The sequence below is a fragment of the Leisingera sp. genome, from assembly GCF_982940295.1.
Genome location: NZ_CEYXRG010000009.1, coordinates 19,939 through 46,047, shown reverse-complemented (window position 1 = coordinate 46,047; position 26,109 = coordinate 19,939). Strand labels below are relative to the sequence as shown.

The window sequence follows — 26,109 nt, the reverse complement described above, 5'->3', positions numbered from 1 at the left end:
TCCTTGTTTGCGGAATCAGGGCACCAGAACCGCGGCGCCCTGCAATCGGCCCTGCCGCATGTCTTCCAGCGCCTGGTTGGCGTCTTCCAGCGCATAGGCGCGGTGTTCGGTGGTAATACCCGCCTCGGCGGCCAGCGGCAGGAATTCTTCGCCGTCCTGCCGGGTTAGATTGGCAACTGACAGAATGTGCCGCTCGCCCCACAGATCGCCATAGGGAAAGGCCGGGATATCGCTCATGTGGATGCCGCCGCAAACCACCCTGCCCCCCTTGCGCACGGCCTTCAGGGCCGCGGGCACAAGGCTGCCCACGGGCGCAAAAAGTATAGCGGCATCCAGCGGTTCCGGCGGCAGCTCATCAGACCCTCCCGCCCAGGCCGCGCCCAAGCTGCGGGCAAACGCCTGCGCTTCGGTATCACTCGGCGCCGTTAGCGCAAACACTTTGCGGCCCTGCCAGACCGCCAGCTGGGTCAGAATATGCGCCGCAGCGCCAAATCCGTACAGACCGATGTTACGGCCCTCGCCCGCCATGCGATAGCTGCGGTAGCCGATCAGCCCGGCGCACAGCAGCGGCGCCAGTGCAACCGGATCGCCGCCGCCCAGCGGAAACACATACCGCGCGTCTGCCACACAGGCCTCGGCAAAGCCGCCGTTGCGGGTATAACCGGTGAACTCCGGCGCATCGCACAGGTTCTCCTGCCCCTCCCGGCAATAGCGGCAGTGGCTGCACGTGGCCCCCAGCCAAGGCACGCCCACCCGCTGGCCGATCTCCAGCCCCTCGGCCTGTGCGCCCTTGGCCGCGATACGGCCGACAATCTCGTGCCCCAGGATCAGGGGCACCTTCGGTTCAGTTAAATCACCGTCAAATATGTGCAGATCGGTCCGGCACACGCCGCAGGCTTCTACCCGGATCAGCACCTCCCCCGGTCCGGGTTCCGGCTGGGCAATCTCCTCCAGCCGCAGCGGCTCATTTGCCTTATGGAAAACCATTGCACGCATTCTGCGTCTCCCCGCATTTCAGAATACCGCAAGCCAGTTTCCGGCGCAGTGATCAGGATCAACCCGCCGGTCACACCCGCACGCCCCACCAACTGCGGGCCGAGACGGCCCCGCGCACCCAGGGGCTCAGCCCGATGCACAGGATCACGATTGAAAACAGGCACCAGACGGCGGGCATTTCATCCGGGTTGCTGGTCAGCACCCAGGCCAGCACCGGCCCGGTTGCGGCGTGCATCAGCACAAAGCGCCAGGCCCCATATACCAGCGGCATCAGAAACACCGCCGCCATGTAAACCGGAAAGCCGGACTGCACCCCCAGCGCGTTGTCCAGCGGCACCAGCAGCCCGTTATAAGGCACATTCCAAGCGATGTGCCAATTCCCGGACACGGTGCAAAGAACCTCTGCGCACATCGGGGCCCCAGCAGCGCAGGTGCCCAAGGCAGGCAACGGCACCAGCTGCAGCAGCATGACACCTGTGGCAGCGCAGCTCAGGGCCAGAACCCAGGACCGGCAGCGCCGCTTGACGGCGGAAGGCACAAGCTCCAGCACAAACGCATTGATTACAATGGGTTGAAAAGCAATGTGCAAATACGACAACAGCGTCGTGCCCTTGTTCGCGGCGGAACTGCAGTCATTGACGGTCAGGTACCCCGCGACCTGCAACACCTCCATAACCGTGAAGTAACCAAGCGCTGCCCAAACCGCCAAAGGCTGGCCCTGCCGCCAGCACACCACCGCCGCGGCAGTCCCGGCGACCGCCATCGCGGCCGAGGCTTCCAGGCTCCAGCACATCCGCTAGCGGTCGTCAAAGGCGGCCAGCCGCCGCAGCATCTCTTCCCGCTCGGCCAGCAGATCCAGCACCAGCGCGACCCCGGCGGCATTGACCCCCAGGTCCTGGTTCAACCGCCGCGCCTTCTTGGCGCGGGCAATGCTTACACTGTGGAACTGCCAGCTCTGGATCGTGGCCCCCTCGGGTTCCAGCACCCCATGTTCGACCAGTTCAATGACCCAGTTCCTGTCAGCATGGCAAAACCGGCACAGCTCATCCAGCGACAGGCTGACGACGACTGCAGTTTTGGCGGTTGCGGGTTTCATGCGTCTATCCTCCGATACCAGCACGCGGGTTGAACGGCACCTCCCGGGCCATCTGTTCAAAGAACGCGCGCGCCTCCTCCGTGGTCACCTCGGGGTTCACGATCCTGAGCGTTGCATAGATGTCCCCGGGCGGCGTGCCGGGCAGACCTTTGCCCTTCAGCCGCAGCTTCTGGCCGCCGCGGGCATTTGCCGGGATGGTCAGCGCGACCTTGCCGTCCGGCGTAGGCATCATAACCTTACCACCCAATGCGGCTTCCCATGGGGTCACGGGCAGTTCCAGATACAGGTCCCTGCCGTCAGCCCGGTAAACCGGATGAGGGGCAAAACTCACCTCCAGAAACAGATCGCCCGCGGCGCCTCCGCCCGGCGGCGCCAACCCTTGGCCAGGCAGCCGGATGTGCTGGCCTTCCAGGATCCCCTTGGGGACATGAACGGTGATGCTGCGGTCCTGCAGATGCACCGTGCCATCCGCCGCCGCCTGCGGAACCCGGAGCGTCAGAACCCGGGTTGCCCCGCGGTAGGCGTCTTCGATGTCCAGCTGAAGGCGGGCGTGCTGATCTTGACCGGCCCGGTCGAATGGCTGCCCCCGGCGCCGGAAGAGGGACTCGAAGAAGTCGCTGAAGGCTTCCGCCCCCTGCGGCCTGCCCCCGGTGAATTCAAAGCCGCCTTCCCATCCGGGCGGGGGCTGGAAACCGTCGGGAGCTTCGGGCCCGGGTTTACCCAGATGATCGTAAGCTGATCGGGCTTCCGGGTCTTTCAGGACTTCGTAGGCTTCGTTGACGTCTTTGAACTTCTCTTCGGCGTCTGCCGTGGCATTGATGTCCGGATGGTATTTCCGGGCAAGCTTGCGGTAGGCTCGCTTGATCTGTTCCGAACTTGCATCCGGAGTGACCCCAAGGATTTCGTAGTAGTCCCGGTATTCCATGCCGCCACTCTCCCCGCATCTTTGCCGCCGCAGTTTGCCACGGCGGAGCGGATCTCGGGTTGATCCGGATCATACCATCCGGACCGGGCAGGGGAGGGCAGGGAGTTCACAGCTGTGAACTCCTACGCTGCGGCCTGGCGGGTGAGGGCCATGACCATGGGCGTGCTGGTGAACCCCCCAGATGCAGCTTTGGCGCTGAGATGCCGGAGGTAACCGCTGGGCGAGCGGATGTCGGCGAAGCGCTCAAGCATCGCGGCAACCACGGTCGCGGCTTCCGCCGCGCCCATTGCGGTCTTGGCCTCTTCCCAGACGGCTGCGGAGATCCCCATCATCGGGCGCACGGTGTCAGCAGCACGCATCAGGTCGCTCCAGTGCCGGATTGTGCCATCGGCGTAACCGCGGATCTCACCGCAGGCGGCGAGGATCAGGCGGAGAGGGAGGCTTGGTCCACTGGGGGCAGGGGCCTCAGGCGTTTGGGGTGGAATGTCACGAGTCACTGGCCTGTCTGCTGCGGGTTTCTCAGCATAACCGGTTTCGTCTTTTGATTCCGTTTCCGGGGCGTGCGCTGCGTTAGCGGTCTGTTCAGATTCAAAAGAGTCTTTCTTTGAATTCTGATAGTGGTGCTCAATTTGGGCGTCACTGGTGCCCAAATCTTCTGCGCAGACAGGCTCTAAAAGGCGTTTGGTGTCGGTCAGGGCGGCTGCGAGACGGGTCCTGAGGGCTTCCAGATCGTCGGCTCCCAGCTTGCGGCGGAGGTCGCGCGCGGTGAGCTGGGCGAGGTCGTGGAACTGGTCCCAGAGGGTCAGTTCAGGATGATCGGCAGCGCCGCAGAGGGCGAGGTTCAGGAGGTCGCGGCGCATCAGGCTGACGGTTTCGCGCAGCTGCTTGATGCGGGTCTCCTGAGCGCGTTCGGCCTCCGCCATATCCGAGAACTCGGCGAAGCGGAAGGCGAGGGGGGAGAGGTCGAAACCATAGGCCACCCGCTCACCCTGATAACGGCGCACATAACGCTTGCCGTTGGGGCTGTCGCGGCGGATCAGCATGCCGGCGGATACCAGCTTGGCCATGTGGCGGCGCATGGTGGAGCAGGGCATGCCGTTCAGCCGCTCGCAGATTGCCCGGTTGGAGGGATGCACTACCGTCACGCCGGGCCGGGGAGCGATCGACTTGCCGGGCAGGAAGGAAATCAGCGCCTGCAGAACCGAGAGGTCGCGGTCGCTGAGACCGTACGCCTTGCGGGCGGCTGCCAGTTCGCGCAGGGCGTCCCATTTGCTGACGTCAGACTGCATAGGGGAGTGTTCGGCGGCGGCCTGCTGGTGTTTCAGCAGGACAGCATCCACCGTTCGCCCAAAAGGCGTGAGGGGCATATATCCCATGTCATCGTCACGAAAGACAAAAAAATACCGGCCCGCGAATCGCTTTGGACTTGCGGTTATAGGCTCCGGCCACTAACTTGAGAGTGCTAGAAACAAGTTGGTCTCGTGGAGCTTCGGTTTTGCGGGGCCTTCTTTTTTGCCTGCTCTGTGCCTCCTAAGTTATTGTTATCATTTAACCTTCGCCGCGCGACTGCCAGCGCGCGTGAAGCTCTTCAATCAGTGTCTGGGCTTCAGCCTCCAACCAGTCGGCAAAGCCGCCGCCCGGCAGCTCCAGACTCACGCCCTTGGCGGTGCGGCGCAGGGTGGCGCTGCGGCGGCCATCTACGGTGAGCGGCTGCGCGAGTGTCCGCGCCTTGCGTTCCGGCTTGGCTTGCGGGGCAGGGGAGGGGACTGCGGCCTTGAACACCGCCTCAAAAGCCAGCAGCGAGGGGTCGGCGGGCGCGGCCTCTGCGCCTTCGGTCGCGGCTTCGACGGCGAAATTGGTGTATTCCTGCTCGGCGATGCGGATCAGCGCCTCGCGGTCGGCACCCGTGTCGGCAATTGCCTTGGCCAGAGCGTCCCAGCGGGGGCGGCCGATGCCCTGGGCCGGGCCGATGGCACGGATCAGATCGGGGCCGACCGCCTCGGCAATGGCGATGGCCATCGAGACTGAGGATTTGGTGACTGTCAGCACCTCGGCCACCTGCGATTGGTTGCCGAAGCCGTTCTCGACCAGCTCCTGCGCGAACAGCGCCTTTTCGATGAAGGAGAGGTCGCGGCGCGCCATGTTTTCGGAGATCTGGGCGCGCACAGCGGCGTCTTCATCCAGATTGGCGACCAGGGCCCGGACCTTGGTGACCTTCTCGGAGGCGCGGATCGCCTCCAGGCGGCGGCGGCCGTAGACAAGCAGGTAGCGGTCGGGCTCCGACGGGTGGCGGCGCACCAGGATCGGCACGGTCTGGCCGTTGGCCTCAATCGCGTCGCGCAGGTCGATGACGTCTTCCGGGTCGAGCCGGTCATGGATCCGCGTGTCTTCGATCTGATGCGGTTCCAGGTCCCAGACACGGTGGGAATCCACAGCATCGCGGGCCGAGCGCAGGGCGCGGTTGCTGGACATCATCGAAGAGGCCGGGGCAGGGGAGGCCACCGGCGCGCCGGCCGCGGCCAGGCTGTCGAGCATCGAGAGACGGGATTTCTTGCTGCTGGTCATGAACGCCCCCAGGTTTCCTGAATGAGCTGGCTGATTTCGTCGTTGACCGCGTTCAAGCTTTCGACCGCGCGGTCGTAGGTGGAGCGGGTGAAGGCGCTGCGTTCGACCTCGTAGAGGGTCTGTTTCGTCAGGCCCGCGTCCGAAATCGCGGTGGATTTCAGCATCGGCGCATTCAGCACCTTGTCGCCGTACATGGTGCGCAGGAAGGCAACGATGCGGTTCTGCGGCGCATCCGACGGCTCGTAGCGGGTGAGAAGGTAGCGCATCCAGTCGTGGCTCATGTCGGCGCCGGACTGGGCAATCACGTCCATCAGGTCGGCGGTCATGCGCAGGAACTGGGACATCGACATCACGTCGAGCATTTCCGGGTGGATCGTCACCAGAACGCCGGTGGCGGCGGAGAGCGCCGACATGGTGAGGAAGCCGAGCTGCGGCGGGCAGTCGATCACCACCACGTCATAGTCGGAATCGACCTGTGTCAGAGCCTCTTTGACCCGGAAAAAGAACAGCCCGGCGCTGCCTTGGGCGAGCGCGCGGGGGGTGTCATGCTCGAACTCCATCAGTTCGAGGTTGCCGGGGATCAGGTCGAGATTGGGAATGTAGGTCTTGCGGATCACCGACTGGATCGGGGCCGGGTCCTCGTAACGGATGGCGTCATAGAGGGTGCCGCCGTCCTTGAGGTCGAACTCCGGCTGGACGCCGTGCAGGGCGGTCAGCGACGCCTGCGGGTCGAGGTCGATCGCCAGCACCCGGTAGCCCTTTAGCGCCAGGCGCTGCGCCAGGTGGGCGGAGGTGGTGGTCTTACCGGAGCCGCCCTTGAAGTTCATTACGCCGATGATCTGCATGTGATCATTTTCGCGGCGGCCGGGCAGGTAATCGCCGGGCTTGCGGGCAGTTTTTTCCAAGAGTTCGCGCAGTTCCCGGATGTCCTCGGCGGAGTACTGGCGGCGGTTGCCGGCCGTCAGCTCGGGCGAGGGGCCCTTGCCGTCGAGATGCAGCTTGCGCAGGTATGAATCATTGACCCCGAGCAGGGCCGCGGCCTCGCCCGAGGTGAACTTGCGCATGGTCTTGGAGGCGTTCGGGGGGAACAGGCTCTCGCGCTGCGCGTGCAGCTGGGCCGCAATCCATTCGGAGTGCTGGCGGATGACCGCGTTGAGATCCTCCGGAGTGTATGTATGATCCATCTGCCCTTTTGCCTGCCGTTTGCGCCGCTCTGCCTTGTGTTCCGCGGTCTGACCCGTTGGGCCGGTCGTGTCTGTGACCGTGTTTTCTGCCCGGGCCGTGTTCACGGAATTTGGCGTTTGCCGCCTCTTTTCCGTGACTATTGGCCAAAGAGCGGGATTCGTGCAAGTGTTTTCTATAGTTGGCAGGCGGAAGGGGCAGGGCGCCAGGCCTTAAACCGGGGTCAGGACGGTGCCCCGTGGCCTGGCAGAGGGTGCCGCGTACGGGCGCGGTGTCACGACTCGTCTTTGGACTTTTCTTCGGAGTCCGCTTTTTCGGACTTCGGGTCGGTGTGGTCGGGATCGCCCTTTTCGCCGGGGCGGTTTTTCAGCGGGTGGTGCTGCTCCGAGCCCTTCAGACCTTCGATGACATCATGTTTCGGCTGTTGCTTGGTCATGGGGTTCTCCTGTTGCGGGCCGGATGCCGTGCCGCCGGGGGGCGGCCTGGCAGGGCATCCGGGCTATGGGGAGTCAACGCCGCGCGGCCGGATTGGTTCCTTAGCGGCGGCCTGCGGAGCGAGCGGCGGCGGGCTATGCGGCCAGCAGGATCGCGGCATAGGCCAGTGCCGAGGCGGCGAAGGGCCAGAAGCGGCTTTCGCGCTCCTCTGGCAGTTCCTCCTTGAGGACGTTGAGGATGATGCCGCCGGACAGGAAGGCAAACAGGAAGCCGAGCCACAGTTCCGGCAGGTGCACGCTGACGCCGAGCGCCCAGCCGCCCAGCACCGCGCCGGCGATGATCCATCTGGCAGTGCGGTCGTATTTGTGGCTGTGGTCCTGGCGCAGCCCGAAATCGGTGGTGACGAAATGCAGCGACATGGCCACGCCGAAGGCCAGAAGGGACCAGGCGCCCGCCGTTTCCCGGTTGGTGAGCAGATAGCCGGTGATCGCGTTGTAAAGCGCGAAGGAGCCGGTATGGAGCCAGAAATCGCCGCTGCCGGGCGCAGTCCCCTGGCCGCTGGCGGCATCCCTGCGACGGGCGCTTTTCACCAGTTTTTCAAGACCGTAGAACAGGACCAGCCCGCCGAGCGCGGAGAGGTAGACTGCCTCCTCGGCCTTGGAAGGGGACAGCTTCAGCTCTTCTGAGAAGATACTCTGGTGGGCGGCAAGCTCCGGCAGGATGTGGAGGAATACGTAGGCCACGGACACCCCGCCGGCGGCGGACAGCCACCTGCTGCGCGGGGTGCGGTCGAGAAAGGTCAGCCATCCGATGGACAGGTGAATGGCGGCGAACAGGGCGGCAAAGGCAAAGCTGGCAGCGATCATACAGGGGTAATGCGCACCGCAGGGAAAATGTTCCCGCAGGGCAGGGGTTTAGAACTTGAAGCCCGCCGACCAGTCCCGCAGGCGGGCGAGAAATTCAGCGTCGTCCGCTTCGGCGGGCACCTCGAAATTCGGCAGGCCGCTGAGGATGGTGCGCAAGCCGCTGAGACCGCCGCGCTGCTCCTGCCAGTTGGCGGCGAACCGGACAAGCCCTTCGGGGAGGCGGAAGGCCGGATCGGGGGCGGAGAAATAGAGGGCGTGGGGGACGCTGTTCAAGGCGGACACCAGATCCGCCAGCGGTTTCAGCTCATCGGCGGGGCTGTTGCCCAGTTCCTGGCTGGCTGCGGCATGGGCGAGAAAGGCGCGCCCGGCGGTGACGGTCTGGGTGGTGTTCAGAACAAAGCTGACCGACAGCGTCAAAACGATCATGCCGTTGACGCCGACCAGAACGGTCGCCAGCTCCCAGCCCGGGGACCCCGGCTTGCTGTTGCCGCCGCCAAGCGTTGAGAGAGACTCCCCGACAAAGCCAAGGTCCATCAGCCACCCGGCCGGCTGGCGGCTGCCGCTGAGGACGACCGACGTTTCTGACCCCTGAAAGATGAGCAGCCAGGCAAACGCGGTGCCGGAAATCCAGAATGCGGCAATGGACGACAGCACAAGCGGCCCGATCACGGTGCGCCCGCCGGCACTGTGCGGCAGAATGCGACGCAAGACCTGCCACGCGGCCCGGGACACCCGCCGGGACGGCAGCTTGCGGTCGGTGATTGCCACGGTCGTCAGCAGGAAATCGGCAAAGACGGCCAGCAGCGCGCATATGCCCAGAACGGCAAAACCCATACAGGATAACGCGGCTGCCCCCGTGCCGGTTCCCGGCGGATTTCCGGTCAGGGCAGGGGGGGGCGGTCTTGCCAATCCGGGCATGAGAACATAATAAGAACATATGTCCAAGATGAGTGTTCAAGACAAGCTCGCGATTCTGAGCGACGCGGCGAAATACGACGCCTCCTGCGCCTCCTCCGGGTCCAGCAAGCGCGACTCGCGCGATGGCAAGGGGCTGGGGTCGAACACCGGCGCGGGGATCTGCCATGCCTATGCGCCGGACGGGCGCTGCATCAGCCTGCTGAAGATCCTGATGACCAATTTCTGCATCTATGACTGCGCCTATTGCATCAACCGGGTGTCGTCGAACGTGCCGCGGGCGCGGTTCACCCCGGATGAGGTGGTCAAGCTGACGGTGGAGTTCTACCGGCGCAACTATATCGAGGGGCTGTTTCTGTCGTCGGGTATCATCCGCTCGCCCGATGCGACGATGTCGGACATGGTGCAGATCGCCCGCAAGCTGCGGGAGGAGGAAAACTTCCGCGGCTACATCCATCTGAAGACGATTCCCGACGCCGCGCCGGAGCTGATCGCGGAGGCCGGGCGGCTGGCGGACCGGCTGTCGATCAATGTGGAGCTGCCGACCGATGCCTCTGTGCGGCAGCACGCGCCGGAGAAGAAGCCGGAGCAGATCCGCAAGGCGATGGCCGATGTGCGGCTGCGCGGCGAGGCGGCCAAGGACCGCAGCCATACCGGCAAGCGGCCGCCGCGGTTTGCGCCTGCCGGGCAGTCGACGCAGGTGATCGTGGGGGCCGATGGCTCCAGCGATGCGGTGATCCTGGGGCAGTCCACCCGGCTTTATGGCAGTTACGGGCTGCGCAGGGTCTATTACTCGGCGTTTTCACCGATCCCCGATGCCTCGGCCCGGCTGCCGCTGGTCAGCCCGCCCTTGGTGCGGGAGCACCGGCTGTATCAGGCGGATTGGCTGCTGCGGTTTTACGGCTTCGGTGTGGAGGAGATCACCAGTGCGGCGCCGGGCGGCAACCTGGATCTGGAGATCGACCCTAAGCTGGCCTGGGCGCTGGCGCACCGGGGGCTGTTTCCGCTGGATGTGAACCGGGCCAGCCGCGAGGAGCTGCTGCGGGTGCCGGGGTTCGGGGTGAGGACGGTGAACCGGATCCTCAGCACCCGGCGGCACCGCGCCCTGCGGTATGAGGATCTGCAGCGGATGGGGGCGCTGTTGAAGAAGGCGCGGCCCTTTATCACGGCGGTTGGCTGGACGCCGGGGGCGCTGGCGGACACCGCGGATCTGCGGGCGCGCTTTGCGCCGCCGCCCGAGCAGCTGAGCCTGTTCTGATGCAGGTGGTGAGCCTGCCCTCCATCGGCACCGCGGCCGCCTGGCGGGAGGCCGCGCGCGGCTATCTGAGCGCCGGGGTGCCGCCCGAGGACCTGCGCTGGCATTGCGGTGCGCGAGCGGAGGCGGGGCTGTTTGATACCGCTGCTGCGCCGCCTGCGCCGGCGCGACTTGTGGCGGTGCCGCGGAGTTTCGTGAGCCTGGCGGAGAGTGTCGCCTGGCATGCCGATCCGGCGCGGTTTGACCGGCTTTATGCGTTTTTGTGGCGGCTGAAGGACGCGCCGCAGCTGATGAGCGACCGGGGCGATGCGCAGCTGGCGCAGCTGCGGCGGATGGAGAAAGCGGTGCACCGCTGCCAGCACAAGATGAAGGCCTTTGTCCGGTTCCGCGAGACCGGCAGCCCGGAGGCGGCGCGGCGCAGCTTTGCCGCCTGGTTCGAGCCGGAGCACGGCACGGTGGAGCCGACGGCGCCGTTCTTTGCCCGCCGGTTCGGGGACATGGACTGGCGCATCCTGACGCCCGATGTCTGCGCGGTGTTTGAGGGCGGCGTGCTGCGGTTCGAGCCCGGCGCGCCCAAACCCGGTCTGCCGGACGATGCCAGCGAAGGGCTGTGGCTGACGTATTTCCGCAACATCTTCAACCCGGCGCGGCTGAAGGTGAAGGCGATGCAGTCGGAGATGCCGAAGAAATACTGGCGCAACATGCCGGAGGCGGCGGCGATACCGGAGCTGATTGCCACCGCGCCCGCCCGGGCGCGGGCGATGGCGGAGGCGGCGCCGACACTGCCGCCCGCCCGCACCGCGCGGGTGCAGGCGGCGGCAGAGCAGACCGCCACCGAACACTGGGCCGGGCCGCAGGACGGGCTGGCGGCGGCGCTGGCGGGCTGCACCCGCTGCCCGCTGCATTGTGCGGCGACCCAGGCGGTGCCGGGCGAGGGTCCGCAGGATGCGCCGCTGATGCTGGTGGGGGAGCAGCCGGGCGACCGCGAGGATCTGACCGGGCGGCCCTTCGTTGGCCCTGCCGGGCAGCTGCTGGATGAAGTCACCGCCGAAGCCGGGGTGGATCGGGATGCGGTGTATCTGACCAATGCGGTGAAGCATTTCAAGTTCCGCCCCCAGGGCCGCCGCCGCCTGCATCAGCGCCCGGATGCGGGCGAGGTGCAGCGGTGCCGGTGGTGGCTGGATGCCGAAGTTAAACTGGTGCAGCCGCGGCTGATCGTGGCGATGGGGGCGACGGCGGCGCTGGCGTTGACCGGCAGCGGCGATAGGCTGATGGCGCGGCGGGGCACGGTGGAGAGTGGCCGTCAGGGGGTGCCGGTGCTGCTGACGCTGCACCCGGCGCATATCCTGCGCACGCCGGACCCTGCGGCCCAGGCCCGCCTACGCGGGCTGCTGCGCGGCGACCTGGCGGCGGCGCGGGAACGGGCCGGGCTGGCGGGGCAGGGGGCGGCTTAGGCGGCCTCGGCCGGGCGGACCTCGGGGAAGATGTCGATATCGCGCTCCTCGGCAATCCGATTGCCGGCCGCAATGATCATCTCGCGCGCTTTACAGGCGATGTCCCAGGAGGTGTTCGGATCGGCGCAGGGCAGGGCAAACCAGACGTCCTTGCCGAAGACATCCTGCCCGGCCACCCGCACCTTGGCATCATCGGGATCGCCCAGCTCTTCCTTGTCCAGCTTGCTGACGATCTCGTCGAACGCCTCGCGCAGCGCGTCCACATCGGCGTTGTGAGCGCATTTGAGCTTGATGATGCGCAGCATCTTCGGCTCTTTCATCGTCCAGTTCTCAAACGGGGTGGAGATGAATTCCTCCACCGGCACGATGAGGCGGGTGCCGTCCCAGTCGCGCAGCTGCACATAGGTGAAATTGATCCGCTCCACGTGGCAGAGGTAGTCGTTATAGACAATCCGGTCGCCGATTTTGGCGGACTGGTTGAGCGCGATCTGCAGCGAGGCGATGATGTTGCCCAGCACCCGCCGCGCGGCGAAGCCCAGGATCAGGGTCAGCGCCCCGGCGGTGCCCAGAATGGTAAAGCCGAGGTTCTGGAAGATGTTGCTTTGGCTGAGGAAAATACCGCCGCCGATCAGCACCGCGGCCACCACAAAGGCGCGGCGGGCCGCTGCCAGCCGGGTGGCCATGGTGCGCTTGTGGTCCTCCTGGCGCTGGGTCAGGTCGGTTTCGTCAAAAGAGGTGAGCCGGTCCAGAACCGCCTCGACGCTGTTGATGGCGAGCCACAGGCCGGAGCCTGCCAGCCCGAGCCAGGCGAGCGGCGGTAGGACGGTGCTGATCTGGCCGGAAAACACAAAGGCATAAGAGCCGATCGCCAGGGCCACCAGTGTCGCGCTGCCGATACTGGCGGGACCGCGGATCGACAGAAGGGTGTCGGTGACAACCTGGTGCGAGACCTTGCGCGCGGCCCAGCCCGTGCCCTTCCACACCAGCCAGCCGGCGCCAGCCGAAAGCGCAAGCAGCAGCGGAAGGCCGAGAACCTCCCACCACTTGAAGCCGAAGGCGGCGTTTTCCTTGAGCGCGTCCGGCAGCATCTTTTCAAACCGGCCCGGCCCGAAGCGCGCGAACAGGTCCGGGATGTTGCCGACGGTCTGGCGGGAGAACACCCAGACAGCGGCGCCGTCCTTTGGTTTGATCCGGTTCAGCCGGATCGCCACGGGGCGGTTATCCAGCTCCAGCGTCCACAGCAGCAGCGACTTGCGCGGCTCCCCGGCCATGGCCCGATCGGAGGAGGCGCGCGCGTCCAGCGCGTCGGGCCGGTCGAGGATGATATCCCAGTCGATCACCGTCTTGCGGCTGATCACGGTTTCCAGCTGCCGCGCCAGCCCGGTTCCGGCGGCCAGCTGTTGCGGTTCGGGGATGCCGGACAGGTCCAGCAGATGCGCCGCCTCGGCCCAGGCATCTTCGCGGGCGGCGGCAATCAGGCTTTCGATGGTGGCGCGGGGGGTTTCACGGCTGATCAGCGTGGAGGGCTGCGGCAGGCCAGTGTTGAGTTCTGAGACGCAGTACCAGCGGCTGCTGTCACAGGCGGTCTTGTCCTGCGCCGCCAGCGGCGCAGCGAGCAGAAGCAAGGGAACCAGAAACCGCAGCAGCGTTTTTGTCATGGCAGGTCAACGCCGCGGGCTGGTGTTTGGTTCCGGCTGGCGGAGAGGGATGAATGCAAGGGGGGCGCTCTGCCGCGTTCTATGATCTAAGGATCATAGATTTAATTTATGATCTTGGCAGCATATTCCTGATTTATGATCCGCAGGGCATATTGACGGAGTATGATCCAATGATCATACTTGCCGGAAAAGGAGCCGCATCATGGATCAGATTGCCCGCACCACCCAGGATATCGGCACCGTGCTGCGCAATGCGCGCAAGGCGCAGGGGCTGACACAAGGCGAGCTGGCCGCCCGCGCAGGCGTCTGGCAGCGCACGGTGTCGAATATCGAGACCAGCAGCAGCGGCGCCAAGTTGGAGACGGTGTTTGATTTGCTGGCGGCGCTTGACCTGGAACTCCGCATCGTGCCGCGCAGCAAGATGAAACCGGGCGACTTGGAGGATATCTTCTGATGGGGCGCAAGCGCACCTATACGCCGCTGGATGTTTACATGAACGGCCGCAAGGTGGGGCAATTCTACCGCGCGCCGGACGGGGCGTTTGCCTTTGCCTATGCGGAGGAGTGGCTGGCGTGGGAGAACACCCTGCCGGTGTCGCGCTCCTTGCCGCTGCGCCCGGACCGCTATGCGGGGCCGCCGGTGATTGCGGTGTTCGACAACCTGCTGCCCGACGATGACGCCATCCGCCGCCGGGTGGCCGAACGGGTCGGGGCGGACGGGCTGGACGCCTATAGCCTGCTGGCGCGGATCGGGCGCGACTGCGTGGGGGCGCTGCAGTTCCTGCCCGAAGGCGAGCTGCCGCAGGACAGCGGCACATTGACGGGCACGCCGCTGAGCGACGGCGAGATTGCCGCGCTGCTGAGCGATCTGGGGCGGACGCCGCTGGGGATCCGGCGGGAGCGGGATTTCAGGATTTCGGTGGCGGGCGCGCAGGAGAAGACCGCACTGCTGTTTGATGGCGGTGAATGGGTCGAGCCCTCAGGCACCACGCCGACCACGCATATTCTGAAACCGGCGATCGGCACCTTGCCCAATGGCATGGACCTGACCGACAGCATCGAGAACGAGCATTTCTGCCTGCGGCTGATGGCGGGGTTCGGTTTGCCTGTAGCGCGGACGGAGATTGCGGAGTTTGCGGGCACCAGGGCGCTGGTGATCGAACGCTTTGACCGGCTGCGGACGCGCGACGGGCGGCTGCTGCGGCTGCCGCAGGAGGACTGCTGCCAGGCGCTGTCGGTGCCGCCGGCGCGCAAGTACCAGAACGAGGGCGGCCCGGGCATCGTCGAGATCTGCGGCCTGTTGCAGGGTAGCGACGAGCCGCTGCGCGACCGGGCGCATTTCTTCAAGGCGGCGGTATTGTTTTGGCTGATCGGCGCGACGGACGGCCATGCCAAGAACTTCAGCATCGCGCTGATGCCGGGCGGGCGGTTTTCGATGACGCCGCTTTACGATGTGCTGACGGTGCAGCCCTCGCTGGAGGCCGGGCAGCTGCAGGCCAAGGACATGAAGCTGGCCATGCGGGCGGGCAAGAACCGGCATTACCGGGTGTCGGACATCATGGGGCGGCACTTTGCCGAGACCGGGCTGGCGGCCGGATTTTCCCGCGCGCAGATCGCGGAGGCCTTTCACGAGATCAGTGCGCAGGGGGAGGCGGCGTTTGCCGCGGCGCTGGCGGAGATGCCGGAGGGGTTTCCCGAAGCCTTGGCGGCGTCGGTGAAGCGCGGATTTGATCAGCGGCTGCCCCGGCTGCTGAGCGCGCTGTGACGGGCCGCCGGCGGGCGGGCATCAAACGCCGCATGGCCAAAGGCGCGGCAAACTCTGTAGCGTGAAACCGGCGGTTGACGCGGACAGTTGACAGGGGGGCCTGAAATCGGCTGCCGTTGACGGGGGCCAGAGGGCGGAACGCATGGCAGACACCGAACAGCATGGCAGCGGCCTGGCACTGACCGGGCTGACACAGCAGGAGGCAGAGGCCGCCCGCAGTAAATACGGCTGGAACGAGCTGCCGAGGGCCAAGCGGGCCGGGCCGCTGCGGGTGTTCCTGCGCCAGTTCAGCAATTTCCTGGTGGTGATCCTGATCGTGGCCGGGATCATCGCCTTCACCTTGGGCGAATACGCCGACACGCTGGCGATCGGGCTGGTGATCGCGCTTAATGGCGTGCTGGGGTTCGTGCAGGAATGGCGGGCGGAGACCGCGCTGGAGAGCCTGCGCAGCATGCTGTCGCCGCAGGCGCTGGTGCTGCGGGACGGGCGCGAGCGGATGATCGAGGCGCGGGAACTGGTGCCCGGCGACCTTGTCATTCTGGAGGCCGGCGCCCGGATCCCGGCAGATGCGACCCTGCAGGAAGCTGCCGGGCTGCGGGTGGATGAAAGCGCCCTGACCGGCGAGTCCGTGCCCATCGACAAGGCCCCCGGCGGGAAGTCCGCGGAGGTTTTTGCCGGAACCGTGGTAGCCGCGGGGAGGGCGCTGGCAGAGGTCACGGCCACCGGCGCGCATACCTCATTCGGGCAAATCGCCTCGCTTACGGGGTCGGTTGGCCTGAAGAAAACCAACTTGCAGGTGCAGCTGGGCCGCCTGGCCCGGCAGCTGGGGTTTGCCGCCCTGGCCATCGCCAGCGCCATTCTGGCGCTTGGGCTGTACATGGGGCGCGATACGGCGGAGATGTTCATGACCGGCCTGTCGCTGTCGGTGGCGATGGTGCCGGAAGGGCTGCCCGCGGTTGTCACCATCACCCTGGCGCTGGGGGCGGCGGCGATGGTGCGCCAGCAGGCGCTGGCCCGCCGCCTGCAGGCGGTGGAGACGCTGGGGGCGGCCTCGGTGATCTGCACCGACAAGACCGGCACGCTGACGGAAAACAAGATGACGGTGACGCGGGTCTGGACGCTGGACCGGATTTATCAGGTCACGGGCACCGGCTATGATCCGGCCGGGCATATTGCCTTTGAGGGGGCTGTCATCGGTGCCCGGGACGATGCTGTTTTGGCGGAGGTTCTGGCGGCGGGGCTGACCTGCACCCACGCCAGCCTGCACCGCGAGGGCGATCACTGGGAGATGACCGGCGCCCCTACAGAGGGCGCGCTGGTCACCCTTGGCTACAAGGGGTGGGCGGATCCGCCGCTGCCGGACGCTGTGGCGGCGGAAATCCCCTTCAGCAGCGAGCGCAAGCGGATGAGCGTGCTGGTGAAGACCAGCGGCGGGGCAAAGGTCTTTACCAAGGGCGCGCCGGAGCAGGTGCTGCGGATTTGCAGCCAGGTGATGACCCAGGACGGACCGCGCGGCCTGAGCGCCGGGGAGGCTGCGAGCATCACCGAAGCCTATGAGGCGATGGCGGGGGAGGGGCTGCGGGTGATCGGCCTTGCCGCCGGCGCGGCGGACGGCGGAACAATTGCCGAAGAGAACATGACCTTCCTGGGCCTGGCCGGGCTGATTGACCCTCCGCGGCCCGAGGTGCGGCCTGCGATTGATGCGGCCCGGTCTGCCGGAATCCGGGTCATCATGATCACCGGCGACAGCCCGCTGACCGCACAGGCCATCGCCGGCCAGCTGGGCCTGCCGCCCGCCAGGACGGTCACCGGCGATGAGCTGGAAGCGCTGGAAGACGAAGAACTGAGCCAGCTTCTGCAGGGGGAGGTGCTGTTTGCCCGTACCCGGCCTGCCCACAAGATGCGGATCGTGTCGGCGCTGCAGGCGCAGCATCAGATCGTGGCGATGACCGGGGACGGGGTGAATGATGCGCCGGCACTGAAAAAGGCCGACATTGGTGTTTCAATGGGGGTGCGGGGGACCGATGTGGCCAAGGATGCCTCTGACTTGGTGCTGCTGGACGACAATTTCGCCACCATCGTGCGGGCCATCGGAGAGGGGCGGCGGCAGTTCGGCAATGTGCGCAAGTTCGTGCGTTACCTGCTGTCTTCGAATGCCGGTGAAGTCATCGCCCTGCTGATCAACATCCTGATCGGCGGGCCGCTGGTTTTCCTGGCGACTCAGATTTTGTGGATGAACCTGGTCACCGACGGGGTGACGGCGGTGGCGCTGGGGCTGGAGAAGGGCGAGCCGGACGAGATGGAGCACCCGCCGCGCAAGAAGGATACGCCGATCCTCGGGAAAGCCGGATTGCTGACCATTCTGGCCTTGGGTCTTTATACCGGGCTGGCGAGCCTGTGGCTGTTTCTGCATCTTCTGGATGGCAACGAGGACTTGGCCCGCACCGCGGCCTTTACCGCGATGGTGATTTTCGAGAAGGCGAGCGTCTTTGCCTTCCGCTCGCTGCATCTGCCGTGCTGGCGGATAGGCTTTTTCACCAACCCGTTCCTGCTGGCCGCGCTTGCGGTGACCATCGGGGCGCAGGTGGCGGCAGTGTACTGGCCGCCGCTGCAGGCGCTGCTGCACACGGTGCCGCTGAGCGGGGAGCACTGGATGCTGATCGGCCTGCTGGTGCTGCCCATCCTGCTGGTGCCCGAGATCCTGAAGACGCTGCGCTATTTCGCCAGCCGCCGACCAGGGGAGAGGGCCGTCGCTCAGGCGTGAATGATTGGGGCCTGAATGACCGGGCGCCTGATTGATCGGGATCATGGCGCCCGCCTGCAGACCTGATCTACTCATTGGCGCGGTATGCATGCCCGCCTGCCGCGATCCATTTGCCGGAGGCCCGCCATGCAACGCAGAACCTCTCTTTTCGTGCTCAGCAGAGACACCAGCGATGCGGCGGTCACCGCCGCGGCCGAGGCTGCCCGGGATCAGGGTGCCTACCTGGCCTGCCTGCTGCTGGAGACTTTGCCTGCCCGGCCCTACTTCATGTCCGGCGCAACCGCCTTTGGCTCGGCGGCGATGCCGGCGGACTGGGTCGACCGGTTCGCGGAGTCGAAATCGGCCATAGAGGCACGGGCCGCCGGAGTTAACGGACTGCTGGCCCAGAGCGGGTGTGCCGGCGATGTTCACTATGCGGTATCTGCGGGAGCGGAAATCCGGCTGCTGTGCGCGCGGCGCGCAATGTCGTGCGACATTGCCCAGTTCGCCGAGGCTGTACGGGAGAAGGACGACGTCTTCCGGGAGGCGCTGCACGGTCTGTTGTTCCAGTCGCCGGTTCCTGTGATCGTGAACAGTTCTCCCTTTGCCAAGTACAACCGCATCTTTCTGGCGTGGAACAGCAGCCTGGCCGCCTCCCGCGCGGCGCATGCGGCGCTGCCCTGGATGCGCCGCGCGCAGGAGGTCGTGATCGGGTGCTTCGACCCGGATCTGACCGATGAGCGGGACGGGGAAGACCCTGGGACGGACGCCGCGGCATGGCTCAGCCACCACGGCTGCACTGTGACGGTGTCGCAATTCGCCAGCGGCGGGAGCGATGTCGGCCCCGCCATCCAGGACCGCGCCCGCGAGGCCGGGGCGGGTCTGGTGGTGATGGGCGCCTATGGCCATTCCCGCCTGCGCGAGGCGGTGTTTGGCGGCACCACCAGGACGATGATCGAACAGACGGAGCTGCCGGTTCTGTTTGCCCACTGATCCGGCTGCGCCGCCTTTGCCAGGCTTGGAAAGCCGCCGCTTGACCTTGCTCAAAGCGGCAGGGCGGCGGCGCTGGTAATCTGCCACGGGGGTAAGGCGATGCATCCGGATGAATCCCAGCAGGCAGAAGTTGTGGCCTTTCTGAGCGGCCCGTCAGCTTATGGTTCTGACGCGCCCGTTGAAGTCGTCACAACGCATTCCGCGCATGTGTTTCTGACGGGCAGCCTGGCCTTCAAGATCAAGCGGGCGGTGCGCTACAGCTATCTGGATTTCTCATCGCTGGACTCGCGCAAGGCCGTGCTGGAGCGCGAGCTCGCCCTGAATTCCCCGGCAGCCCCCGGCATCTATGACCGGGTAATCGCGGTGACCCGCGAAGCGTCCGGGGAGCTGGCGCTGGACGGGGCCGGGGTTCCGGTCGAATACGCCTTGCGGATGCGCCGGTTCCCGCGGGAGGCGGAATTGAGCGCCATTGCCGCCGCGGGCGGGCTGACCAATGACCTGGCCGGGCGGCTTGGCAGCGCAGTTGCCGCCTATCACGCGGATGCGGAGCGGCGCGCTGAGGATGGCGCGGTCCTGATCAGGGAGATCATTGACGAGCTGCGGGAGGCGTTTGACGGCATGGAGCCGGTGCTGGGCCGCGGCAGGGTGGCGGCGTTCCTGGACAGGGCCGAACAGATCTATGCGCGTATTTCCCCGCTCCTCACCAAACGCTCAGCCGCGGGATATGTGCGCAGGTGCCACGGCGATCTGCATCTGAGGAACCTTGTGCTGCTTGACGGCAGGCCGGTGCCCTTCGACGCGCTTGAATTCGATGAGCGGCTGGGCACGTGCGACGTTTTCTATGACTTTGGCTTTCTGCTCATGGATCTGCTGCACCGGGGCGCGGACAGGCAGGCGAACGTGGCCTTGAACAGCTATGTGCAGGGAGCCGGGGATTTTGGCGGGCTGGCGGCGCTGCCGCTGTTCATGAGCATCCGTGCGGCCATCCGGGCGATGGTCACGGTGCAGGGCATGGCGGGGGGCGAGTCTGATTCTGCCGCTGAGGAGGCCCGGAGTTATCTTGATCTGGCGCTGGCCTGCCTGGCACCGGTGCAGCCGCGGCTGGTGGCTGTCGGCGGTCCGTCGGGCACCGGCAAAACCACGATTGCGGCGCGTATTGCACCGTTGCTGCCACCGGTCCCCGGTGCCGTTCATCTGCGCAGCGATGTCGAGCGCAAGGCGCTGTTCGGTGCCGGCCCGCTGGAGCGGCTGCCGGCCGAAGGCTATCGCCCGGAAGTCACTGCGAAGGTCTACGCCCGGTTACTGGACCTGGCGGAGCAGGCCATGCGGGCAGGGCACAGCGTCATCGCCGATGCGACCTTTCTGGAGGCAGATTACCGGGAGCAGGTCCGAGCGCTGGCTGTCCGGCTGGGGGTTCCGTTCGACGGGATCTGGCTGCATGGCGATGCAGCCACGCTGAAACAGCGTATCGCCGCCCGCACCAATGATGCCTCTGATGCGGACGCGGATGTTCTGCACGCGCAGCTGAAACGCACCGTCTCGCCCGCGGATTGGACACGGATCGCCTGCGGCGGCACCGCGGATGAGGTTGCCGGGCTGGTGCAGGCTGCCCTTAACCCGGACTGAACCGGGCAGACGGCTGTGCGGCGGGAGGCGTGCCGCGGGGGCGGATAACTTCAATCAATGCAGCCCAAAGGCCGCGCGCGTAACCTTGATCAACGACTGAGGAGGAACACGATGTACAAGAATGTCCTTGTGCCCATCGCACCGGACCACGGCGCTAACACTGCCGCTGCAATGGAGGCGGCCCGGCTGCTGGCAGGCAGCGACGGCAAGATTACCGCGCTGACCGTCGCAGAAGCCATTCCCGGCTATGTGGTGCAGCAATTGCCGGAGGGCCTGCTGGAACATACCCATGACGAGATGCTGGCATCGCTCAAGGCGGACCTTGGCGGGGTGAAAAACGTCAAGGCGGAAGTGGTGACTGGCCATGCCGGGCGCACGATTGTCGATTATGCCGATGCGCGCGGAGCGGATTGCATCGTCATCGCATCGCACCGGCCCGGGCTGCAGGATTATTTCCTCGGCTCGACGGCAGCGCGGGTGGTGCGTCACGCACAGTGCACCGTGGTTGTGATCCGCTAGCTGTCGTGCGCCACTGACCGCCGGAACAGCAGGAGGCTGGTAGCCAGAAGCACCGCGCCCAGCAGCGCCATCCACAGGAACTCCGGCCACACGGTTTCAAAGCCTGCGCCCTTGAAGACGATGGCTTGGCTTGCGGACATGTAATGGCGCGACGGCAGGATGACGGTGGCGGCCTGCAGCCATCCGGGCTGGCTTTCCACCGGGGTTTCGCCGCCGGACAGCATCAGCATCGGCAGGACAGTCAGCATTACCAGCAGCGCAAACTGGGCCATTGAACGCGCCACGGTTGCCAGAAATACCCCCAGCGCCGTTGCGGTGAACAGAAACAGCGCCGTGCCGCCGAGGAACAGTGTTTTGGACCCAGCGATGCTGATGTCGAGGAAGCCCTGCATGACAAAGGCCAGCGAGAGCGCCGCGGCAAAAAGCACCACCGCGGCGTTTGCCCAGATCTTAGCCACCGCAATGTCAAAGGGTGACAGCGGCATCGCGAGCAGGTGCTCGATCGTGCCGTGCTCGCGTTCGCGGATCATCGCGGCGCCGGTGAGGATCGTGGTCAGCCACATGATTTGGCCGATCAGCGCGTTGATGCCGGCGAAGCGCACGGTGTCGCGGTTCGGGTTGAAGGCGCTGCGGATGATGATGCCGAGGGTCTGAGGCTCAGCCAGATCCGCGCCGATGGCAAAGCGGCGGATCTCGGTGCTGAGGATGCTGGTGATGTAATGGACACCGATGTCGGCCTGTTCCATCGCAGTCGCGTCGATCAGCACCTGGATTTCCGGCGCACGCCCGGCGCGGACGTCCTTTTCGAACCCGGGCGGAACGGCGACCACGAACAGGAACCTCCCGGCATCCATCAGGGCAGCGCCGGTTCCCGGTTCGATTTGGACAACAGGCTGGAATTCCGGAGGAAAGAAGGCTTGGGCCAGCGTCCGGGACAGCGGTGAGTCGTCCTCGTCGGCAAAGGCGATGGAGGCATTGTTGACCGAGGTGGCCACGCCTGTGGCCTCCATCACCGGCGACAGGGTGAAGGACCAGACCAGGAGCGCCATCATCACCCAGTCGCGGCGCAGGCTCATCATCTCCTTGAGGCCCAGCCAGAATATGCAGGAGAGCCGTTGCATCTACTTCTCCTGCGCCCGGAGCGAGAGCGCGGCCAGCAGCGTGAAGACCGGCCCGAAGCAGGCCAGTGCCAGGATGTCCGGCAGCAGCGCCTCCCAGCCCAGCCCCTTGGTGAAGGCGCCGACGTTCAGGTGCAGAAAATAGGACGAGGGCCAGAGCGAGCCGATGGTCTGAGCCCCCCCTTCCAGCGTCGAGACCGGCTGCAACAGGCCTGAGAACTGGATCGTCGGCACCACCGACGCAATGGTTGTTGCAAAGGTCGCGGCCACCTGGCTGGATGTCATCGTAGCAATCAGCATACCGTAGGAGGTGGTGGCCCACACATAAAGAAGCGCGCCGATTGCCAAGGGCACGGGGTCGCCCTTGAGCGGGACCCCGAAGACCGCGATGATCATCGCGGTGAGCAGCAGGAAGTTCGCATAGGCGACAGCGATATAGGGGATTTGCTTACCGATCAGGAATTCGAGCCGGGTCGTCGGGGTCACGTAGAAATTTGTGACCGAGCCCAGCTCCTTTTCCCGCGCGACGCTGACCGCCATCAGCACCGCGGGCAGCATGATCAGCAGGATCGCGGGCATCGCCGGAGCCATGGCGGCGATGCTCTCAAAGCTTTGATTGTAGCGGAACCGCGGCTCTATCCTGGCGGTTTCGGCCTCGCGGGCACCGCTGGCGGCGGCCTGGGCGTTTAGAAAGGTTTGATGCAGCCCGGCGGCATAGCTCTCAACCGTTTCGCCCTTGAAGGGAATGGCGCCGTCCACAACCGCCAGAACCTCGGCCGGTTCGCCAGCGCGCAGCTTGCGGCCGAAATCGGGCGGCAGTTCTACGACCAGCGAGACCTCGCCCGAGACCAGGCGACTGCGGCCTTCGGCTGCGCTGGCCAGCGGCGGGGTTGGCCTGAAATACCTCGATCCGGAAATTTCAGAAAGATAAGCGCGGCTTTCGGGGGTCTGCGACAGATCCAGGGCCGCAAAGTCCAGTTCCTCAATATCGAGCGTGATTCCGAAGCAGAACACCAGCATCAGGATGATCGAGCCTAGGAAGGCAAAGGCGAGGCGCACGCGGTCGCGCAGTACTTCGACCGTTTCACGCCGCGCATAGGCCAGCGCGCGGGAGGGGCCGCCGCCCGCACTGCGGCTTCCGGCTCCGGTGACGGTTTCCGGTGCGGCCACCGGGGCAGGGGGGGCTGCGGCTTTGAGGATGGAAATGAACGCCTCCTCCAGGCTGCCTGCCGCCTCGGAGGCCATCAATTGCCCTGGCGTTCCCTCCGCCAGAACCTTGCCTGCGTGCATGAAGGAGACCCGGTCGCAGCGTTCTGCCTCGCCCATGAAATGGGTGGAGACAAAGATCGTCACGCCCTCGTCGCGGGAAAGTTCGAGCAGCAGTGCCCAGAACATGTCGCGCGCCTCCGGGTCCACGCCGGAGGTCGGCTCGTCCAGGATCAGCACGCGGGGGCGGTGGATCACGGCAACCGCCAGCGACAGCCGCTGCTTGATGCCAAGCGGCAGGGCGGCGGCCAGGGTGCTGCTGTGCTCCGTCAGGCCGAACCGCTGGATCAGTTCGCCGACCCGGGCTTCCCGGTCCGCGATCCCGAAGATGCGGGCATGGAGATGCAGGTTCTGATCGACGGTCAGTTCGCCATAGAGCGAGAAGGCCTGGCTCATGTAGCCGATCTCGCGGCGCATCGCGCGGTTGCGGGCATCCACCGGTTTGCCGAACAGCTGTGCTTCGCCGGAACTGATGGGCAAGAGGCCGGTCAGCATCTTCATGGTTGTGGATTTGCCGCAGCCGTTGGAGCCCAAAAAGCCGAAGATCTCGCCCCGCCCTATCGTGAAGTCGACGCGGTCGACGGCAACGAAATCGCCAAAGCGGCGTGTCAGCCCGCGGGCGGTAATGACCGGGTCCGTGCTGGTCCGGTGAGAGGGTGTTTCGTCCTGAACGGGGTGCGGACGGCCGCCTGCCCGCAGCTGCCGGTAGGCGGTTTCCAGATCAGGGGCCGCGCCTTTCAATTCGTCGGGAGGGCCTTGGAACAGAGCGCGCCCGGCATCCATGGCGACGATCCAGTCAAAGCTCTGGGCCTCTTCCATATAGGCTGTGGAGACCAGCACGGAGAGGCCAGGGCTTTGCGCGCGGATGGCGTTGATCAGTGCCCAGAACTGGCGGCGCGACAGCGGATCGACGCCTGTGGTCGGCTCGTCCAGAACCAGCAGCTTGGGGTCATGGATCAGGGCGCAGCAAAGTCCCAGCTTCTGTTTCATGCCGCCCGACAGCCTGCCCATCAGCCGGTCTTCAAAAGGGGCGAGTCCGGTTGCGGACAACAGCGCCGCGATCCGGGATTCGCGTTCCTCCGGCCCTTGCCCGAAGAGCCGTGAGAAGAATTCCAGGTTTTCGCGCACGGACAGTTCCGGATAGAGGTTGCGGCCGAGGCCCTGCGGCATGAAGGCGATCGCAGAGCATATGCGGCGCCGGTGCGCTGGGTCGCTGATAGGCCCGCCAAGCACATCTATCGAGCCTTCCTGCAGCTTCTTGGCACCGGTGATCAGGCCCAGAAGGGTCGACTTGCCGACCCCGTCCGGCCCGATGAATCCGGCGAGCCGGCCCGGAGGCAGATCCAGCGAAAGCGCGTCCAGCGCGTTATGCTTGCGGTAGCGGTGCGTGACCTCCGCGACGCGGATTGCGGGGATGCCAGCCCCGGCCGTCATTCGAACAGCTCAGGCGGGATGCGGCGTTCCAGTGCTTCGGGCCATGGGTTATCCGGGTCCAGCCGGATAACGGCGATACCGCGCAGGCCGGTCTTCACATGTTCGATCCGTGCCTCGACCAGATTCTGCGGGATGCGGACGCGGACACGGAAGACCAGCTGCTCCCGTTCGCTCAGCGTCTCCACCTGCTTGGGAGTGAACTGGGCCTCGGGAGAAACAAATGTGACGGTTGCGGGGATGGCATAGTCCGGCAAGGCGTCCAGCACGATGCGGGCTTCGGCGCCGATCGGCAGGAGACCTGCCTCGCGTGCGGGCAGGAACACATCCATATAGATGTTTTCGAGGCTGAGCAGCGTCAGGATCGGCCCGCCTGCGCCGACGACTTCGCCCGGCTCCGCCAGCCGGTAGAGTACGCGGCCCGGCATCGGTGCGGTGAGAGTGCTGTCTTCGATCTGCGCAGCAATCCGGCGGACCTCTGCCTCCGCCGCCGCGATCCCGGCGTCTGCCGTCGCGACCCGCGCCCGCGCAGCCCCCAGCACCGCCTCGGCGACCTGATGCGCGGTATCGCGTTCCTCAAAGACTGTCTCGGAGATGTTGTGCCCGGCCAGCAAGGCGGTCGCACGCTCCAGCTCATGTTCGGCGCGGAGGTGTTCGCTCTGGCGCTGGACCACCAGTGCCTCCGCTTCGGCCTTGGTCTGGCGCGCCAAGGCGGCTTCGGCTTTTGCACGGTCATACGCGGCGGAAAGCTCGTCGGTGTCCATTACCACCAGCACGTCGCCTGATGCGGTCAGGCTGCCTTCGGCGGCAAGAACCTGCGCCACCCTGCCGGCCCTGGCGGGTGCAATCTCCACCTGCTCGGCCTCGATCCGGCCATTTCCCTGCACGAAGCCGTCCGGCAAGTCCCTGCTGTCATCTGAAACGAACAAGTACATTGCGGCGGCCACTAGCAGGACGGCTGCTGCGGCAAATACCGCGCCTGTCTTCCTTTGCATGGCCAAGCACCCGGTCATTTACAACATTTGACAAGCGTATTCGGATCAGCGGCGGTTTGCTTTGCTCTGAATCAACATGGTGCCATTTGGCAGCGGCGGTCGCAGGAGCCTTCTGCCTTAGCCAGCCCCCGAGGGTGCACACTGCAACTCCGTGCGATCTGAAACATGCCGGATTGGCCAAAGGCGGTCGCTTTGCTGGAGCGCCCCTTCTTTACGCCGCATTCGGTTCGGCGCGTGCCCGCTCAGCACGTCAGGCCATGCCGGAGGCTGCTTGCAGGTCCTGCGGCCTGCCATATAACCCGCGCCA

22 protein-coding genes are annotated in these 26,109 nt (G+C 65.8%); 8 read left to right on the top strand and 14 right to left on the bottom strand.

Annotated elements, in window-relative coordinates; all coding sequences use genetic code 11:
* Nucleotides 1-15 precede the first annotated feature (15 nt).
* The 10 genes from AC4HIX_RS10290 to AC4HIX_RS10245 form a co-directional block, all read right to left on the bottom strand.
* Complete coding sequence (locus tag AC4HIX_RS10290; RefSeq protein ID WP_490398906.1) at nucleotides 16-996, bottom strand: zinc-dependent alcohol dehydrogenase family protein; 981 nt, start codon at nucleotides 994-996, stop codon at nucleotides 16-18.
* Between the two features lie 70 nt (nucleotides 997-1,066).
* Entirely contained in the window at nucleotides 1,067-1,789 is a 723-nt protein-coding gene (locus AC4HIX_RS10285; protein ID WP_490398905.1) for a DUF5765 domain-containing protein, read from the bottom strand.
* A gap of 3 nt (nucleotides 1,790-1,792) precedes the next feature.
* Complete coding sequence (locus AC4HIX_RS10280; RefSeq protein WP_475046308.1) at nucleotides 1,793-2,092, bottom strand: chaperone modulator CbpM; 300 nt, start codon at nucleotides 2,090-2,092, stop codon at nucleotides 1,793-1,795.
* Nucleotides 2,093-2,096: 4 nt separating this feature from the next.
* Entirely contained in the window at nucleotides 2,097-3,017 is a 921-nt protein-coding gene (locus AC4HIX_RS10275) for a DnaJ C-terminal domain-containing protein (protein WP_490398904.1), read from the bottom strand.
* 122 nt (nucleotides 3,018-3,139) lie between these two features.
* A complete protein-coding gene (repC, locus tag AC4HIX_RS10270) occupies nucleotides 3,140-4,384 on the bottom strand; it encodes a plasmid replication protein RepC (RefSeq protein WP_490398903.1) in 1,245 nt (414 codons plus the stop codon).
* Between the two features lie 181 nt (nucleotides 4,385-4,565).
* Nucleotides 4,566-5,582 carry a plasmid partitioning protein RepB gene (gene repB / locus AC4HIX_RS10265; protein ID WP_475046302.1) on the bottom strand — a complete coding sequence of 339 codons (1,017 nt, stop codon included), beginning with the start codon at nucleotides 5,580-5,582 and terminating at the stop codon, nucleotides 4,566-4,568.
* On the bottom strand, nucleotides 5,579-6,766 hold the full coding sequence (repA, locus tag AC4HIX_RS10260; protein WP_475046301.1) for a plasmid partitioning protein RepA: 1,188 nt from the start codon (nucleotides 6,764-6,766) through the stop codon (nucleotides 5,579-5,581). Before repA ends, repB begins: the two co-directional genes overlap by 4 nt.
* Before the next feature lie 272 nt (nucleotides 6,767-7,038).
* A complete protein-coding gene (locus AC4HIX_RS10255) occupies nucleotides 7,039-7,200 on the bottom strand; it encodes a hypothetical protein (RefSeq protein WP_490398902.1) in 162 nt (53 codons plus the stop codon).
* 133 nt (nucleotides 7,201-7,333) lie between these two features.
* Nucleotides 7,334-8,065: a ZIP family metal transporter gene (locus AC4HIX_RS10250; protein ID WP_490398901.1), complete on the bottom strand. Its 732-nt coding sequence runs from the start codon at nucleotides 8,063-8,065 to the stop codon at nucleotides 7,334-7,336.
* Nucleotides 8,066-8,113: 48 nt separating this feature from the next.
* Nucleotides 8,114-8,899, bottom strand: a complete 786-nt coding sequence (locus AC4HIX_RS10245) for a hypothetical protein (protein ID WP_490398900.1) — start codon at nucleotides 8,897-8,899, stop codon at nucleotides 8,114-8,116.
* 103 nt (nucleotides 8,900-9,002) lie between these two features.
* Between AC4HIX_RS10245 and AC4HIX_RS10240 the strand changes: the two genes are divergently transcribed.
* Nucleotides 9,003-10,238 (top strand): putative DNA modification/repair radical SAM protein, encoded by a 1,236-nt coding sequence (locus tag AC4HIX_RS10240; RefSeq protein WP_475046295.1) that lies wholly within the window; start codon nucleotides 9,003-9,005, stop codon nucleotides 10,236-10,238.
* Nucleotides 10,238-11,689 (top strand): UdgX family uracil-DNA binding protein, encoded by a 1,452-nt coding sequence (locus tag AC4HIX_RS10235; protein WP_490398899.1) that lies wholly within the window; start codon nucleotides 10,238-10,240, stop codon nucleotides 11,687-11,689. Before AC4HIX_RS10240 ends, AC4HIX_RS10235 begins: the two co-directional genes overlap by 1 nt.
* On the opposite strand, the gene AC4HIX_RS10230 is transcribed toward AC4HIX_RS10235, so the two are convergent.
* Entirely contained in the window at nucleotides 11,686-13,347 is a 1,662-nt protein-coding gene (locus AC4HIX_RS10230; RefSeq protein WP_490398898.1) for a mechanosensitive ion channel family protein, read from the bottom strand. The genes AC4HIX_RS10235 and AC4HIX_RS10230 overlap by 4 nt on opposite strands.
* 202 nt (nucleotides 13,348-13,549) lie before the next feature.
* Here AC4HIX_RS10230 and AC4HIX_RS10225 point away from each other — a divergent pair, with 202 nt between their 5' ends.
* From AC4HIX_RS10225 to AC4HIX_RS10200, 6 genes are all read left to right on the top strand, one after another.
* Nucleotides 13,550-13,801: a helix-turn-helix domain-containing protein gene (locus AC4HIX_RS10225; RefSeq protein WP_490398897.1), complete on the top strand. Its 252-nt coding sequence runs from the start codon at nucleotides 13,550-13,552 to the stop codon at nucleotides 13,799-13,801.
* Nucleotides 13,801-15,111 (top strand): type II toxin-antitoxin system HipA family toxin, encoded by a 1,311-nt coding sequence (locus AC4HIX_RS10220; protein WP_490398896.1) that lies wholly within the window; start codon nucleotides 13,801-13,803, stop codon nucleotides 15,109-15,111. Before AC4HIX_RS10225 ends, AC4HIX_RS10220 begins: the two co-directional genes overlap by 1 nt.
* Before the next feature lie 142 nt (nucleotides 15,112-15,253).
* Complete coding sequence (locus AC4HIX_RS10215; protein ID WP_490398895.1) at nucleotides 15,254-17,875, top strand: cation-translocating P-type ATPase; 2,622 nt, start codon at nucleotides 15,254-15,256, stop codon at nucleotides 17,873-17,875.
* A gap of 126 nt (nucleotides 17,876-18,001) precedes the next feature.
* Nucleotides 18,002-18,847, top strand: coding sequence for a universal stress protein (locus tag AC4HIX_RS10210; RefSeq protein WP_490398894.1), 846 nt, complete (start codon nucleotides 18,002-18,004; stop codon nucleotides 18,845-18,847).
* Between the two features lie 99 nt (nucleotides 18,848-18,946).
* A complete protein-coding gene (locus AC4HIX_RS10205; RefSeq protein ID WP_490398893.1) occupies nucleotides 18,947-20,473 on the top strand; it encodes a bifunctional aminoglycoside phosphotransferase/ATP-binding protein in 1,527 nt (508 codons plus the stop codon).
* Between the two features lie 111 nt (nucleotides 20,474-20,584).
* Nucleotides 20,585-20,992 (top strand): universal stress protein, encoded by a 408-nt coding sequence (locus tag AC4HIX_RS10200; RefSeq protein WP_475046284.1) that lies wholly within the window; start codon nucleotides 20,585-20,587, stop codon nucleotides 20,990-20,992.
* On the opposite strand, the gene AC4HIX_RS10195 is transcribed toward AC4HIX_RS10200, so the two are convergent.
* The 3 genes from AC4HIX_RS10195 to AC4HIX_RS10185 are packed head-to-tail and all read right to left on the bottom strand — an operon-like array spanning nucleotide 20,989 to nucleotide 25,802.
* Entirely contained in the window at nucleotides 20,989-22,113 is a 1,125-nt protein-coding gene (locus tag AC4HIX_RS10195; RefSeq protein WP_490398892.1) for an ABC transporter permease, read from the bottom strand. The genes AC4HIX_RS10200 and AC4HIX_RS10195 overlap by 4 nt on opposite strands.
* Nucleotides 22,114-24,810 carry a ribosome-associated ATPase/putative transporter RbbA gene (gene rbbA / locus AC4HIX_RS10190; RefSeq protein WP_490398890.1) on the bottom strand — a complete coding sequence of 899 codons (2,697 nt, stop codon included), beginning with the start codon at nucleotides 24,808-24,810 and terminating at the stop codon, nucleotides 22,114-22,116. It lies immediately after the preceding gene.
* Complete coding sequence (locus tag AC4HIX_RS10185) at nucleotides 24,807-25,802, bottom strand: HlyD family secretion protein (protein ID WP_490398889.1); 996 nt, start codon at nucleotides 25,800-25,802, stop codon at nucleotides 24,807-24,809. The genes rbbA and AC4HIX_RS10185 overlap by 4 nt, the downstream gene beginning before the upstream one ends.
* Nucleotides 25,803-26,109: the final 307 nt, after the last annotated feature.

What these genes read in the sequence shown, in the direction of transcription:
- AC4HIX_RS10290 (WP_490398906.1), bottom strand. Translation starts at nt 996, where the DNA reads ATGCGTGCAATGGTTTTCCATAAGGCAAATGAGCCGCTGCGGCTGGAG.
- AC4HIX_RS10285 (WP_490398905.1), bottom strand. Translation starts at nt 1,789, where the DNA reads ATGTGCTGGAGCCTGGAAGCCTCGGCCGCGATGGCGGTCGCCGGGACT.
- AC4HIX_RS10280 (WP_475046308.1), bottom strand. Translation starts at nt 2,092, where the DNA reads ATGAAACCCGCAACCGCCAAAACTGCAGTCGTCGTCAGCCTGTCGCTG.
- AC4HIX_RS10275 (WP_490398904.1), bottom strand. Translation starts at nt 3,017, where the DNA reads ATGGAATACCGGGACTACTACGAAATCCTTGGGGTCACTCCGGATGCA.
- repC (WP_490398903.1), bottom strand. Translation starts at nt 4,384, where the DNA reads ATGCCCCTCACGCCTTTTGGGCGAACGGTGGATGCTGTCCTGCTGAAA.
- repB (WP_475046302.1), bottom strand. Translation starts at nt 5,582, where the DNA reads ATGACCAGCAGCAAGAAATCCCGTCTCTCGATGCTCGACAGCCTGGCC.
- repA (WP_475046301.1), bottom strand. Translation starts at nt 6,766, where the DNA reads ATGGATCATACATACACTCCGGAGGATCTCAACGCGGTCATCCGCCAG.
- AC4HIX_RS10255 (WP_490398902.1), bottom strand. Translation starts at nt 7,200, where the DNA reads ATGACCAAGCAACAGCCGAAACATGATGTCATCGAAGGTCTGAAGGGC.
- AC4HIX_RS10250 (WP_490398901.1), bottom strand. Translation starts at nt 8,065, where the DNA reads ATGATCGCTGCCAGCTTTGCCTTTGCCGCCCTGTTCGCCGCCATTCAC.
- AC4HIX_RS10245 (WP_490398900.1), bottom strand. Translation starts at nt 8,899, where the DNA reads ATGGGTTTTGCCGTTCTGGGCATATGCGCGCTGCTGGCCGTCTTTGCC.
- AC4HIX_RS10240 (WP_475046295.1), top strand. Translation starts at nt 9,003, where the DNA reads ATGTCCAAGATGAGTGTTCAAGACAAGCTCGCGATTCTGAGCGACGCG.
- AC4HIX_RS10235 (WP_490398899.1), top strand. Translation starts at nt 10,238, where the DNA reads ATGCAGGTGGTGAGCCTGCCCTCCATCGGCACCGCGGCCGCCTGGCGG.
- AC4HIX_RS10230 (WP_490398898.1), bottom strand. Translation starts at nt 13,347, where the DNA reads ATGACAAAAACGCTGCTGCGGTTTCTGGTTCCCTTGCTTCTGCTCGCT.
- AC4HIX_RS10225 (WP_490398897.1), top strand. Translation starts at nt 13,550, where the DNA reads ATGGATCAGATTGCCCGCACCACCCAGGATATCGGCACCGTGCTGCGC.
- AC4HIX_RS10220 (WP_490398896.1), top strand. Translation starts at nt 13,801, where the DNA reads ATGGGGCGCAAGCGCACCTATACGCCGCTGGATGTTTACATGAACGGC.
- AC4HIX_RS10215 (WP_490398895.1), top strand. Translation starts at nt 15,254, where the DNA reads ATGGCAGACACCGAACAGCATGGCAGCGGCCTGGCACTGACCGGGCTG.
- AC4HIX_RS10210 (WP_490398894.1), top strand. Translation starts at nt 18,002, where the DNA reads ATGCAACGCAGAACCTCTCTTTTCGTGCTCAGCAGAGACACCAGCGAT.
- AC4HIX_RS10205 (WP_490398893.1), top strand. Translation starts at nt 18,947, where the DNA reads ATGCATCCGGATGAATCCCAGCAGGCAGAAGTTGTGGCCTTTCTGAGC.
- AC4HIX_RS10200 (WP_475046284.1), top strand. Translation starts at nt 20,585, where the DNA reads ATGTACAAGAATGTCCTTGTGCCCATCGCACCGGACCACGGCGCTAAC.
- AC4HIX_RS10195 (WP_490398892.1), bottom strand. Translation starts at nt 22,113, where the DNA reads ATGCAACGGCTCTCCTGCATATTCTGGCTGGGCCTCAAGGAGATGATG.
- rbbA (WP_490398890.1), bottom strand. Translation starts at nt 24,810, where the DNA reads ATGACGGCCGGGGCTGGCATCCCCGCAATCCGCGTCGCGGAGGTCACG.
- AC4HIX_RS10185 (WP_490398889.1), bottom strand. Translation starts at nt 25,802, where the DNA reads ATGCAAAGGAAGACAGGCGCGGTATTTGCCGCAGCAGCCGTCCTGCTA.